Origin of the sequence: Pseudomonas sp. KBS0707 (assembly GCF_005937945.2) — a bacterium.
In the GTDB taxonomy this organism is placed as follows: domain Bacteria; phylum Pseudomonadota; class Gammaproteobacteria; order Pseudomonadales; family Pseudomonadaceae; genus Aquipseudomonas; species Aquipseudomonas amygdali.
This window is the reverse complement of the sequence record NZ_CP041754.1, coordinates 1,280,395-1,293,794: the sequence shown is the minus strand read 5'-3', so window position 1 is coordinate 1,293,794 and position 13,400 is coordinate 1,280,395. Positions and strand designations below refer to the sequence as shown.

Genomic DNA, 13,400 nt, shown 5'->3' with positions numbered 1-13,400 from the left:
CACTCAACACTTGATGGAGTCACTTCATGTACGAGCCAGGCCATCTGCACCTCACCCACGTGGCGCTTCAACCGTCGGATATCAGCTATGACATCCACTTGCGCTACAATGTGGAGGAAGATCCCAAGCAAGGCACGTCCATGCACTTCACCATGCAGGGCGAAATCAACGGCAAGCCGTTCGAAGAGCAGTTCCAGCTGCCCCGTGACCTCGCCTTCAACTTCGCCCATGACGCCAGTCGCATCGCGATCAGACACGGCTTGCCCAACTCGGCCGCACTGCCCATCGCCCAGCACAAGGACTACGACCGAATGTTCGCGGACATTCGTGACAAACTCCACGCCAAATCAGGCGACCCGGTCAAGCCGGAGCATCTGGAGTAAGCGCCAGGCTCCTCTTGGCAACGGGAGCACGAGGTCCGGAGAACACTCTCCTGCCCATGCTCCGCATGGGTATGCCGTTCCGGACGCTCTGCGTCCTCTCCTGAATAAGCGGCGTAGCGTAAATCCATGACGCAGAGCGTCAAGAAGGGCATTCCCACGCTGGAGCGTGCGGAACGATAGGTGTACGGCAGAACACCAGCGTGCAGTAGCGTGAGGAACGACGCTCCGCAGAACACCATCGTGCCCATGCTCCGCATGGGTATGCCGTTCCGGACGCTCTGCGTCCTCTCCTGAATAAACAGCGGGCGTAAATCCATGACGCAGAGCGTCAAGAAGGGCATTCCCACGCTGGAGCGTGCGGAACGATAGGTGTACGGCAGAACACCAGCGTGCAGTAGCGTGAGGAACGACGCTCCGCAGAACACCATCGTGCCCATGCTCCGCATGGGTATGCCGTTCCGGACGCTCTGCGTCCTCTCCTGAATAAACAGCGTAGCGTAAATCCATGACGCAGAGCGTCAAGAAGGGCATTCCCACGCTGGAGCGTGAGGAACGATAGTTGCGCGGGAGAATACTATCGTGCTCATGCCCACCACCGGATTTCACCAAACCTGCCGCTACAAGGCATACTTGCCGCCTTCTAATCCGCGAACCGTCAACGCCTCATGCGCATCCATGTCAGCTTCATCGACCGCGTCGGTATCACCCAGGAAGTGCTGGCGATCCTGGGTGGACGCAATCTGAATCTGGATGCCGTGGAGATGGTACCGCCCAATGTCTATATCGACGCGCCGACCCTCAGCCACCAGATGCTCGAAGAACTCAAGGACGCGCTGTTTCGGGTTCGTGGGGTAGAAGCAATCACTGTGGTCGACATCCTGCCGGGTCAGCGCCGCCATCTGCAGCTGGACGCGCTGCTCGCCGCCATGACCGACCCGGTACTGGCACTGGACAGCGCCGGGCATGTGCTGCTGGCCAATCCCGCGTTGATCGCACTGATCGGCCGGGAACCTGCAGGCGAACCCATTGCTGAACTGTTCGCCGACCCCGGTTTGCAAGCAGCATTGCTGGAAAACAGCTTTCGACTGCCACTGCGCGAAATCACCCTCAACGGTGAAGCGCTGTTGCTGGATGCCACCCCGATCACCGAGGCGGGTGCGCTGATTACCCTGTACCTGCCCAGCCGTATCGGTGAGCGCCTGTCGGCGCTGCATCACGATCACGCCGAAGGTTTCGATGCGCTGCTCGGCGAGTCAGCCGCAATCCGCACCCTAAAGGCGCGCGCGCAACGTGTGGCGGCGCTGGATGCACCGTTGCTGATTCAAGGTGAGACCGGCACCGGTAAAGAACTGGTAGCGCGGGCTTGCCACGCCAGCAGCGCGCGTCACGGCGAGCCATTCCTGGCACTGAACTGCGCGGCGCTGCCGGAAAACCTGGCTGAAAGCGAACTGTTCGGTTATGCCCCGGGCGCCTTCACCGGCGCCCAGCGCGGTGGCAAGCCGGGGCTGATGGAATTGGCCAATCAGGGCACCGTGTTTCTTGATGAAATCGGCGAAATGTCGCCTTATCTGCAAGCCAAACTGCTGCGCTTTCTCAACGATGGCAGCTTCCGGCGTGTCGGTGGAGACCGGGAGGTCAGGGTCAATGTGCGTATCCTCAGCGCTACCCACCGCGACCTGGAAAAAATGGTCAGCGAAGGCACTTTCCGTGAAGACCTTTTCTACCGCCTCAACGTCCTCAATCTCGAGTTACCGCCGCTGCGCGAACGCGGGCAGGACATTCTGCTGCTGGCCCGCTACTTCATGGAACAGGCCTGCGCGCAGATTCAGCGTCCAGTGTGCAGGCTTGCGCACGGCACCTACCCTGCTCTGCTGGGCAATCGCTGGCCGGGCAATGTTCGTCAATTGCAGAACGTGATTTTCCGTGCTGCCGCCATCTGCGAACACACTCAAGTGGATATAGGCGATCTGGATATCGCAGGCACTGCAGTTGCGCATCCGCACGACAGCCCCGTGGACAGCCTCGAACATGCCGTCGAGGCATTTGAAAGAAATCTGCTGGAAAAACTCTACGCAGACTACCCATCTACCCGTCAGTTGGCCGCGCGTCTGCATACATCGCACACCGCCATCGCTCATCGACTGCGAAAATATGGAATACCGGGCAAGCGCTAATCTATTGACGCCATTTATCGAAAATATATTCCGAAAAGATTCATTTAATAACTAATCTGCCGATACTGATCTGGTATGGTCCACAAACCTCTTATCATCCATTTGAGTGGATGTCCGTAAGTGTGATTACGGCCGTAATGGCAGAAAGGTCAGGTAGTACCGGGAAGTGATATGTCAACCCCGCCAGCAGACCGCCCGCTTGCCGATTCTCAGTCTCGTGCTGAAAAAATCGTCGAATCTCGCCGTCAGAAAATCCTGCTCAAAACCGGCGCGCTGCAGGACGCGATTTTCAACAGCGCCTACTTCTCCAGCATCGCGACCGACGAACACGGCGTCATCCAGATATTCAACGTGGGTGCCGAACGCATGCTCGGTTACCACTCCGAAGATGTGGTCGACAAAATCACGCCGGCAGATATCTCCGACCCCGCCGAGCTGATCATCCGCGCGGCAGCGCTCAGCCATGAACTGAACACGCCCATCACGCCGGGCTTTGAGGCAATGGTATTCAAGGCTTCGCGTGGCATCGAAGACATCTACGAATTGACCTACATCCGCAAGGACGGCAGCCGCCTGTCGGCCATGGTGTCGGTCACTTCACTGCGAGACAGCGCCGAAACCATCATTGGTTATCTACTGATCGGCACCGACAACACCGCGCGCAAGCAGGAAGAGGAAGCCCAGGCCCTGCTGGATCAGCGGTTGCGCGACCAACAGTTCTACACCCGCTCACTGATCGAATCGAACATAGACGCGCTGATGATGACCGACCCGCAAGGCATCATTTCCGACGTCAACAAGCAGATGATGGCGCTGACCGGGCGCACCCGTGATGAGTTGATCGGCGCGCCCTGCAAAAACTTCTTCACAGACCCGGCGAGTGCCGATGCCGCGATCAAACGCGTGCTCAGCGAACATAAGGTCAGCGACTACGAACTCACCGTGCGGGCCTACGACGGCACCGAAACCGTGGTGTCCTACAACGCTGCGACTTTTCATGACCGGGACCGCAAGCTCAAGGGTGTCTTCGCTGCCGCCCGGGACGTGACCGAGCGCAAGCGCTTCGAACGCACGCTGGAAGAAAAAAACGTCGAGCTGGAACACGCCAGCCATATGAAGTCCGAGTTCCTTGCCACCATGTCCCACGAGTTGCGCACACCGCTGAACGCCGTCATCGGTTTTTCCGAGGCGCTCAAGGACGGCATGGTCGGCGACATGACCGATGCCCAGCGACGGTACATCGGCGATATCTTCAACAGCGGCCAGCATCTGCTGTCGCTGATTAACGACATTCTCGACCTGTCCAAGGTCGAGGCCGGAATGATGACCCTGGAGCTTGAACCGGTCGATCTGGAAGAATTGCTGAGTAACAGCCTGCTGATCGTTCGCGAGCAAGCCGCCCTGCAACGCATCCAGTTGAAACTGGAAACCGAAGCCGACTTCGGTCTGCTTGAGCTGGATCGGCGCAAGACCAAGCAGATTGTCTACAATTTGCTGGCCAACGCAGTGAAATTCAGCGAACCCGGCGGCTGGGTGACCCTGGCGGTGCGCCAAGTGTCATTTGCTCACGCAGGCGTCATCGAGGGTGACTGGCCAGCACACACGTTTCCATTGCCGTCCAGTGACTACGAACAGTTTCTGGAACTGAGCGTCAGCGACACAGGAATCGGTATCGCCCAAAGCGATATGAACAAACTGTTCAAAGCCTTTAGTCAGATCGACAGTGGTCTGGCACGCAAATTCGAGGGCACCGGACTTGGCTTGGCGATGGTCAAGCAGCTGACCGAACTGCATGGTGGCTGCGTCGCGGTCGCAAGCGTCAAGGACCTCGGCGCACGCTTTGTGGTCTGGCTGCCCATCCGCCCGCCTGAATGCGAGGAGGCACGATGGCCCAGATCCTGATCATTGAAGACAATGCGGCGAATATGCGCCTGACGGAGCTGTTATTGACCAGCGCCGGTCACAGCGTACTGTCGGCAGTCGATGCTGAAACAGGCCTGAAACTGGCCCGTGAGCGTCAGCCCGACCTGATTCTGATGGATATTCACCTGCCGGAAATGGACGGCCTGAGTGCCACCGCGCTGTTGAAGAAAGACGCCGGCACAGCCGCGATCCCGGTGGTCGCCTTGACCGCAATGGCCATGAAGGAAGACAAGGAAAAGATCCGTCTGGCGGGCTGCAACGCTTACATCATCAAACCATTGCGCTACAAGGAGCTGTACCGGGTTATCGACACCCTGCTGGAAAAAAAACTGCCTCAACAGCCAATTACCTGAGCATTCGATATGACCCAGAGCGCCGCAACCATCCTGATTATCGATGACGATGTCCATGTCCGGGACCTGCTGGAGGTTCTGCTGCAGAATCAGGGTTATCGGACGCTGACTGCGGAGTCGGGCGAGCTGGGGCTGGCCATGGTCGAACTACAAGCGCCTGACCTGATCCTGCTGGACATCATGATGCCGGGCATGGACGGTTACGAAGTCGCCAGTCAGCTCAAGGCCAGCAAGAGCACCGCCAATATACCGATCATCATGCTCTCGGCACTCGACGAACAAAGTGCGCGTTTGTCAGGGCTGGAAGCCGGTGCCGAGGAATACCTCAACAAACCGGTGGACAGCGCCGAGCTATGGTTACGTGTGCGTAACCTGCTGCGCCTCAAGGCGTTTGGCGACTACCTGAAAAACCACAGCCTGATCCTCGAAGACCAATTGCAGCAGCGCACCATAGACCTTGAGCGTTTTCGTACGGTGATGGACGCTTCTGAAGATGCCATTTTCCTGATCAACCGCAACACCATGAGTCTGATCGAATTCAACCGCAGGGCATGTCAGCTGCTGGGCTACACCGCTGAAGAACTGGCGCACAAGACCCCGGCCGAGCTGGGCGAGACGTCCATGGAAAATCTGGAAGTCGTGTATGACCAGATCATCGCCGGCAAAGGCCCCAGCGAACCACTGGAAACCCAGATTCGCGACAAGAGCGGACGCGATGTCGAGGTAGAGATCCATCGCCAGGCCTATCGTACCGGCGAGGACTGGGTCATCGTCGGCATCGTGCGCGACATCACCCGGCGCAAGGAAAGCGATCAGCGCCTGCTGACCATGACCCACTACGACGCACTGACCGGCCTGCCCAATCGGGACCTGTTTTTTACCAGCCTGCAAATGGGCGTGACCCAGGCGGCCATCAGCCGCTGGAAGCTGGCAGCACTGACGGTGAATCTGGATGGCTTCAAGAACATCAACGAAACCTGGGGGCATGTACTGGGCGACGAGGTGCTGCTGGAAGTCAGCCGCCGCCTGTCGGAGTGCCTCAACGCCAGCGACACCCTTGGCCGTGTGGATGGCGATCAGTTTGCACTGATTCTGATGCTTCGTGACGGCCAGGCCGATACCCGCCAGACACTGGACCGCATTCGCAACGCATTGCGCGTGCCTTTTCAGTTGGAAGGCCAGAGTATCGTCATGACCGCCAGTATCGGCATCGCACTTTATCCGGAGGACGGCGAAGACTCCCGCGAGCTGATCAAACACGCCTACACCGCAATGAACAGTGCTAAAAAAATAGGCCCGGACACCTATCGGTTCTATACCGCGCAGATGAACGCTGACGTCTCGGCACGCCTGGACCTCGAAGCGGCCTTGCGTGACGCCGTGCAAAAACAGGCGTTCGAGATTGTCTACCAGCCTAAACTCAACCTGACTGACAACCGGGTATGCGGGCTTGAAGCCTTGCTGCGCTGGCCGCGCCCTGGTCAGTCAGGCATTTCGCCCGCCGTATTTGTTCCGGTGCTGGAAAGTCTGGGGTTGATCGGTGAAGTCGGCAACTGGGTCGTCGACAGCGTTTGCGCGCAGATTGCGCGCTGGCAACGTTCCGGGCTGGGCTCTTTTCAGGTGGCAGTCAACATCTCCGGGCAGCAGATTTACAGCAGCAGTCTGGTGGCCGACATTCGTCAGGCACTTGAGAAACACAAGGTTGCGCCGCAGTGGCTGGAGGTCGAACTGACGGAAAGCTCGTTGATGGAAAACACCTCTCACACCATCGCTACCCTGGGTGCGCTACGCGCCAATGGCGTGAGTATTTCCATCGACGATTTCGGCACCGGCTATTCAAGTCTGGCCTACTTGCGCCGATTCCCTATCGACAAGCTTAAAATCGATATCGCATTCATTCGCGAAGTGACCAGCAACCCACAGGACGCGGCCATTGCCAGAGCCATCATTGAACTGGCTCACAGCCTCGACCTGAAGGTTATCGCCGAAGGTGTGGAAACACCCGAGCAACTGGCGTTTCTGCGTGAAAACCATTGCGATCAAATCCAGGGTTACCTGATCAGCAAGCCGCTGCCACTTGGAGAGCTCGAGGTCTTTCTTCGATCACCGGCAAGCCGCGTCGGGTGACACAGCATAGTCGGCACAGGAGCTGCCGATCATGCCATTTTTGAAGGAGTTCGCTGCATGCGGTGTTTGCCAGCTGTACTTTTAGGGATGCTAAGTGTGGCAGGTCTGGCTCAGGCGCAAACGCCGAGCGATTCCGGACTGATCGAGGACAACGCAGCAGCCAGTACACCCACCTTGTCCAGCGAAGCGCGGGGCGTATTGCGCGCAACCAATCAGGCTGTCCTCGCCAGCGAGTTGTCCGGCCGTATTACTGACCTGCCTTTCCGCAACTCAAGGTCGACATGGCGCGCCTGGAAACCGAAGCGCTGGCCAGTCGTCCAGAACTGCGCGAACAGGATTACCAAACCCGTATCAGCTCGGCCGAAACCCGCAAGGCCATGCTGCGCATGCTGCCCGGTCTGGAGTTCTCGGCAGGCGGCCATTACGACAGCAACTCGTTTCTGGTCAACGACAAATGGGCTGATCTGGGCGTAAAAGTCACTTGGAACCTGTTCAATGTGCTGTCGGCACCTGCCGCCATTGACGTCGCCAAAGCCGGTGAGGAAGTCGCTACTGCGCGTCGTCAGGCAATGTCCATTGCCGTACTGGCCCAGCTCTACGTGGCCAACGCCAACTACAACGAGGCGTTGCGCCAGTTCAAAACCAGCCAACAGCTGTCGAGCATCGACAGCCAGATCGTCGGTCAACTGCGCAATCGCTATCAGGCAGCCGGTCTGGGCGAGCTGGATCTGATTCAGGGCGAACTGAACACCCTGCAGGCTGATCTGCGTCGCGACCTGGCGTATGCCGACCTGCGCAACGCTTACGGCCAGATTTTTGCCAGTGCGGGTCTGGATCCACTGCCGTTGGAGCTTTCATCCACCAAGGTGCAAGCCATTGCTGTTGCACTGGATGCGCGCGAGTCGCAGTGGGAAGCAGGTAATATTTCAGTAGCCGCTCCCACGCCCAAGCCTTAAGCCTGCGTCATGAACGACCACCCGGTCAGCGCTGTGCGCTGGCTGTGTGCAGTAACGCCCCTCGCCTCGCAACGAAATCGTTCCACTGTAATGATTTCACTCCATTACAGCTCACTCCCCTTGCATCAAGGCCTTGATCAGGCACGTATTTTCAAATACCTGAACGGTGTAGCGATTTCGCTACAGATGAAATCGGTCGTACTGACCTAATAATCAGTAACTATTTGATTTATATAAAAAAATAAAACATGGCCGCTAAATTGCTTAGCCATAGCTCATATTGTTCGCGTGCTGCGCGAGCCCTGTTCTCCGAGGAGTTTGTATGAGCGAGTTGCGATTCACCGTTGACCATGAATGGCTGCGTGCCGAAGCCGACGGCAGCATTACGGTCGGCATCACGCCCTATGCGCAAGAGTCGCTGGGCGACGTAGTCTTCGTGCAGCTCTCGGATTTGCAGGCCTACACTCAACACGCTGAAGTGTCAGTGGTGGAATCGGTGAAAGCCGCCAGCAGCATCAACATGCCGCTGGACGGTGAAGTGGTCGAGGTCAATTCAGTCCTCGATGACACGCCGGAGCTGGTCAATGAAGACGCTCTCGGTGCAGGCTGGTTTTTTCGTTTCATTCCACAGGATGCCGACGCCATCCACGGCCTGCTGGATCAGGACGCCTACGACCGCCTGATCAAAGCCAACGCCCAAGCCTGAGGAGCAAGCCATGACTGACCGTATTGAACTGACCACTGCCAACGAATTCATCGCCCGTCACATTGGCCCGCGCGCTGCCGACGAACAGGCCATGTTACAGACGCTGGGTTTCGACTCCATTGAAGCGCTGAGCGAAAGCGTTATCCCGGAAAGCATCAAGGGCACCAGCGTGCTGAACCTGCCTGCCGGGCAGAGCGAAGCCGATGCGCTGGCGTCCATCAAGGCCATCGCCAGCAAGAATCAACTGTTCAAGACCTACATCGGCCAGGGTTACTACAACACCCACACGCCGGCACCGATCCTGCGCAATCTGCTGGAAAACCCGGCCTGGTACACCGCCTACACGCCCTATCAGCCGGAGATTTCCCAAGGTCGTCTGGAGTCGCTGCTCAATTTTCAGACGCTGATCAGCGACCTGACCGGCCTGCCGATTGCCAACGCGTCCTTGCTCGACGAAGCGACCGCTGCTGCCGAAGCAATGACCTTTTGCAAACGCTTGAGCAAGAACAAAGGCAGCCAGCAGTTTTTCGCCTCCAGCCACTGCCACCCGCAGACACTTGATGTGTTGCGTACCCGTGCCGAGCCATTGGGTATCACCGTTGTGGTGGCGGACGAAGCCGAGTTGGGCGACGTCAGCGATTACTTTGGTGCGTTGCTGCAATACCCGGCCAGCAACGGCGACGTGTTCGATTACCGCGAGCTGGTCGAACGTTTCCATGCTGCCAACGCGCTGGTCGCCGTGGCTGCCGACTTGCTGGCACTGACGTTGCTGACCCCGCCAGGCGAATTTGGCGCCGACGTGGCCATCGGCAGCGCACAACGCTTCGGTGTACCGCTGGGCTTCGGCGGCCCGCATGCGGCTTACTTCTCAACCCGCGATGCCTTCAAGCGCGACATGCCGGGCCGCCTGGTCGGCGTATCGGTGGACCGGCACGGCAAGCAGGCCCTGCGTCTTGCCATGCAGACCCGCGAACAGCATATTCGTCGCGAGAAGGCCACCAGCAACATTTGCACTGCACAGGTCCTGCTGGCCAACATCGCCAGCATGTACGCCGTCTACCATGGCCCGCGCGGCCTGACACAGATCGCCAAACGCGTTCACCAGTTGACCGCGATCCTTGCCGAAGGCTTGAGCACGCTGGGTCTGAAGGCCGAGCAGGCATTCTTCTTCGACAGCCTGACCCTGAACACCGGCAGCAGGACCGCGGCGCTGCACGCAGCGGCTCGCGCCAGGCACATCAACCTGCGTGAAATCGACGACCAGCACCTGGGTCTGTCACTGGACGAAACCACCTCGCAATCGGCAGTTGAAACGCTGTGGGAAATCTTCGCCAGCGACGGTCAGAACCTGCCCGACTTCACCGCACTGGCAGCCAGCGTCCCGTCGCGCCTGCCCGCTACACTGCTGCGCCAGTCGGCAATCCTCAGCCACCCGGTGTTCAACCGCTACCACTCTGAAACCGAACTGATGCGCTACCTGCGCAAGCTGGCTGACAAGGATCTGGCGCTGGACCGCACCATGATTCCACTGGGCTCGTGCACCATGAAGCTCAACGCCGCCAGTGAAATGATCCCGGTGACCTGGGCCGAATTCGGCAACCTGCACCCGTTCGCCCCGGCCGAGCAGAGCACCGGGTATCAACAATTGACCGACGAGCTAGAGGCCATGCTCTGTGCGGCCACCGGCTATGACGCAATCTCGCTGCAACCGAACGCCGGCTCCCAGGGTGAATATGCCGGCCTGCTGGCCATCCGCGCTTATCACCAGAGCCGTGGCGATGAGCATCGCGATATCTGCCTGATCCCTTCATCGGCACACGGCACCAACCCGGCCACAGCCAACATGGCCGGTATGCGTGTCGTGGTCACCGCCTGCGATGCACGTGGCAACGTCGATATCGAAGACCTGCGCGCCAAGACCGTTCAACACCGCGACCAGCTTGCGGCGATCATGATCACCTACCCGTCGACCCACGGCGTGTTCGAAGAAGGCATCCGTGAAATCTGCGGTATCGTTCACGACAACGGTGGCCAGGTCTACATTGACGGCGCCAACATGAACGCCATGGTCGGCCTGTGCGCTCCGGGCAAATTCGGTGGCGATGTATCGCACCTCAACCTGCACAAGACCTTCTGCATTCCGCACGGCGGCGGTGGCCCAGGCGTTGGTCCGATCGGCGTCAAATCCCATCTCGCCCCGTTCATGCCGGGCCATGCACGCATGGAGCGCAAGGAAGGCGCAGTCTGCGCAGCCCCGTTCGGCAGCGCCAGCATCCTGCCAATCACCTGGATGTACATCCGCATGATGGGCGGCGAAGGCCTGAAACGCGCTTCGCAATTGGCGATCCTCAACGCCAACTACATTTCGCGCCGCCTGGAAGAGCACTACCCGGTGCTGTACACCGGCACCAACGGGCTGGTTGCCCACGAATGCATCCTTGACCTGCGCCCTATCAAGGACAGCAGCGGCATCAGCGTCGATGACGTGGCCAAGCGTCTGATCGACTTTGGCTTCCATGCCCCGACCATGTCGTTCCCGGTTGCCGGGACCTTGATGATCGAGCCGACCGAGAGCGAGTCCAGAGAGGAACTGGACCGTTTCTGCGACGCCATGATCAAGATCCGTGAAGAAATACGCGCGGTTGAAAACGGCACACTGGACAAAGACGACAACCCGTTGAAAAACGCACCGCACACCGCTGCGGAAATCGTCGGCCAGTGGAGCCATCCTTACAGCCGCGAACAGGCGGTGTATCCGGTTGATTCGTTGATCGAGAACAAGTACTGGCCTCCGGTCGGCCGTGTCGACAACGTCTTCGGCGACCGCAATCTGGTCTGTGCCTGCCCGTCCATCGAGAGCTATCAGGAAGCCTGATAGCCCGTGCCCTGGCATGCCTGTGCGCACTCGATAGTGAGTGTGCGCAGGCAATGCCGTTCTGCATGGCCCGCTCAACAAGGAATTGAACATGTCCACAGAAACCCTGCTGACCACTCCCCTGCACGCCCTTCACCGCGAACTCGGCGCGAAGATGGTGCCCTTCGCCGGTTACGACATGCCCGTGCAATACCCGGCTGGCGTAATGAAAGAACATTTGCACACTCGCGCGCAGGCCGGCCTGTTCGATGTCTCGCACATGGGCCAGATTCGTCTTACCGGTACAGATGCTGCCAAGGCCCTTGAGGCCCTGGTGCCAGTGGACATCATTGACCTGCCAGTCGGCATGCAACGCTATGCGATGTTCACCAACGATGCTGGCGGCATTCTCGATGACCTGATGGTTGCCAATCTCGGTAATGATCAACTGATGCTGGTGGTCAACGCGGCCTGCAAGAATCAGGACCTGGCGCACTTGCGCAAGCACCTGGCGGGGCATTGCACTATCGAACCGCTGTTCGAAGAACGCGCCCTGCTCGCCCTGCAAGGTCCGGCCGCTGTCACGGTGCTGGCGCGCCTTGCGCCGGAAGTGGCGAAGATGACCTTCATGCAGTTCGCCAGCGTCAAGCTGCTGGACGTTCAATGCTATGTCAGCCGCTCGGGCTATACCGGCGAAGACGGCTATGAAATTTCAGTCCCGGCCGAACAGGCTGAAGCCCTGGCGCGCCGCCTGCTGGAAGAGCCGGAAGTTGCCCCGATCGGTTTGGGCGCACGTGATTCGCTGCGACTGGAAGCAGGTCTGTGCCTGTACGGTCATGACATGGACACCGACACCTCCCCCGTAGAGGCCAGCCTGTTATGGGCTATTTCCAAAGTGCGTCGCGCAGACGGTGCACGTGCAGGCGGCTTCCCGGGAGCAGAGCAGGTCTTTGCCCAGCAACAGAACGGTGTCGCCAAAAAACGTGTCGGCCTGCTTCCCGAAGAACGCACGCCAGTGCGTGAGGGCACAGAAATCGTCGATGAACAGGGCGCTGTCATCGGCACTGTCTGCAGCGGCGGTTTTGGCCCGAGCCTGGCTGGCCCGCTGGCCATGGGTTATTTGAACAACGCTTACACCGCGCTGGATACACAGGTCTGGGCAATGGTGCGCGGCAAGAAAGTGCCCATGCGCGTTGCAAAAATGCCTTTCGTTGCACAACGTTACTTTCGCGGCTAAACAACGGCGTCAAAAAAACAGCAATACTTCGCTGTTGCGCAGGTGCTGTTACACACTACTGTTTCGGCCGTGTTTCAACCGAGTGAACAGTCTGTTGTATATGCCAAAAATGCACCTATAAAGTGCAAAATGTTATGACAGACCAAACACCGTGCACAGCAGGCAAACACGCCGGGCATAAGGCTCTACCCCCCGGAAACAGGGTACAAGGCAGGGGGGTTGTATTTGTAACGAGAGTTGGCGTAGAGTTTCCGGACTGTGTTTGCATGGGTCGCCGAATCTGGACCTGGGCAGTAGCTCTAGGTTTGCTACAACCCGTTCTACGTTTCTTACTTCCTGCAACCAGCCCCAGTGCTCTTTCGTGTGAAAGAGGCTGTAACCAATTCAAGTCAAGCGTCAAGGAAATAAGAAAATGGCTGATCGTCAGAGCGGTACCGTCAAGTGGTTCAACGATGAAAAAGGTTTTGGTTTTATCACTCCTGAGAGCGGGCCGGATCTGTTCGTACACTTCCGCGCCATTCAGGGTAACGGCTTCAAAAGCCTGAAAGAAGGCCAGAAAGTTACCTTCGTCGCCGTGCAGGGCCAAAAAGGCATGCAGGCTGACGAAGTTCAAGCCGAAGCCTGATACGACATACGCTCGTACGTACAGAAAGCCTCTGACAGCAATGTCAGAGGCTTTTTTTTATG

The 13,400-nt window shown here is 58.5% G+C and carries 9 protein-coding genes and 2 pseudogenes; all 11 read left to right on the top strand.

All coding sequences use genetic code 11. The annotated features are described in order from the left end of the window. Window positions 1-26 precede the first annotated feature (26 nt). The 11 genes and pseudogenes from FFH21_RS06080 to FFH21_RS06020 all read left to right on the top strand — a co-directional run bounded on the left by FFH21_RS06080 (window position 27) and on the right by FFH21_RS06020 (window position 13,338). Window positions 27-383, top strand: coding sequence for a DUF5064 family protein (locus FFH21_RS06080; RefSeq protein WP_002552307.1), 357 nt, complete (start codon window positions 27-29; stop codon window positions 381-383). Window positions 384-1,048: 665 nt separating this feature from the next. After that, complete coding sequence (locus FFH21_RS06070; protein ID WP_011167935.1) at window positions 1,049-2,557, top strand: sigma-54-dependent transcriptional regulator; 1,509 nt, start codon at window positions 1,049-1,051, stop codon at window positions 2,555-2,557. A gap of 171 nt (window positions 2,558-2,728) precedes the next feature. After that, window positions 2,729-4,459, top strand: coding sequence for a PAS domain-containing sensor histidine kinase (locus FFH21_RS06065; protein WP_011167934.1), 1,731 nt, complete (start codon window positions 2,729-2,731; stop codon window positions 4,457-4,459). Continuing rightward, window positions 4,444-4,833: a response regulator gene (locus FFH21_RS06060; RefSeq protein ID WP_004655995.1), complete on the top strand. Its 390-nt coding sequence runs from the start codon at window positions 4,444-4,446 to the stop codon at window positions 4,831-4,833. The genes FFH21_RS06065 and FFH21_RS06060 overlap by 16 nt, the downstream gene beginning before the upstream one ends. A 9-nt stretch (window positions 4,834-4,842) precedes the next feature. After that, a complete protein-coding gene (locus FFH21_RS06055; RefSeq protein ID WP_011167933.1) occupies window positions 4,843-6,960 on the top strand; it encodes a bifunctional diguanylate cyclase/phosphodiesterase in 2,118 nt (705 codons plus the stop codon). An 87-nt stretch (window positions 6,961-7,047) separates the two neighbouring features. After that, window positions 7,048-7,239: pseudogene (locus FFH21_RS06050) on the top strand (efflux RND transporter periplasmic adaptor subunit); the annotation flags it as partial. Beyond that, window positions 7,224-7,916 (top strand): annotated as a pseudogene (locus tag FFH21_RS06045) (TolC family protein); the annotation flags it as partial. The pseudogenes FFH21_RS06050 and FFH21_RS06045, both read left to right, overlap by 16 nt. A 322-nt stretch (window positions 7,917-8,238) precedes the next feature. Beyond that, window positions 8,239-8,622, top strand: coding sequence for a glycine cleavage system protein GcvH (gene gcvH / locus FFH21_RS06035; RefSeq protein ID WP_011167930.1), 384 nt, complete (start codon window positions 8,239-8,241; stop codon window positions 8,620-8,622). Between the two features lie 10 nt (window positions 8,623-8,632). After that, window positions 8,633-11,497: an aminomethyl-transferring glycine dehydrogenase gene (gene gcvP / locus FFH21_RS06030; RefSeq protein WP_011167929.1), complete on the top strand. Its 2,865-nt coding sequence runs from the start codon at window positions 8,633-8,635 to the stop codon at window positions 11,495-11,497. A gap of 91 nt (window positions 11,498-11,588) precedes the next feature. Continuing rightward, on the top strand, window positions 11,589-12,713 hold the full coding sequence (gcvT, locus tag FFH21_RS06025; RefSeq protein WP_011167928.1) for a glycine cleavage system aminomethyltransferase GcvT: 1,125 nt from the start codon (window positions 11,589-11,591) through the stop codon (window positions 12,711-12,713). A gap of 412 nt (window positions 12,714-13,125) precedes the next feature. Next, a complete protein-coding gene (locus FFH21_RS06020; protein ID WP_002552288.1) occupies window positions 13,126-13,338 on the top strand; it encodes a cold-shock protein in 213 nt (70 codons plus the stop codon). The last annotated feature ends 62 nt before the right edge of the window (window positions 13,339-13,400 follow it).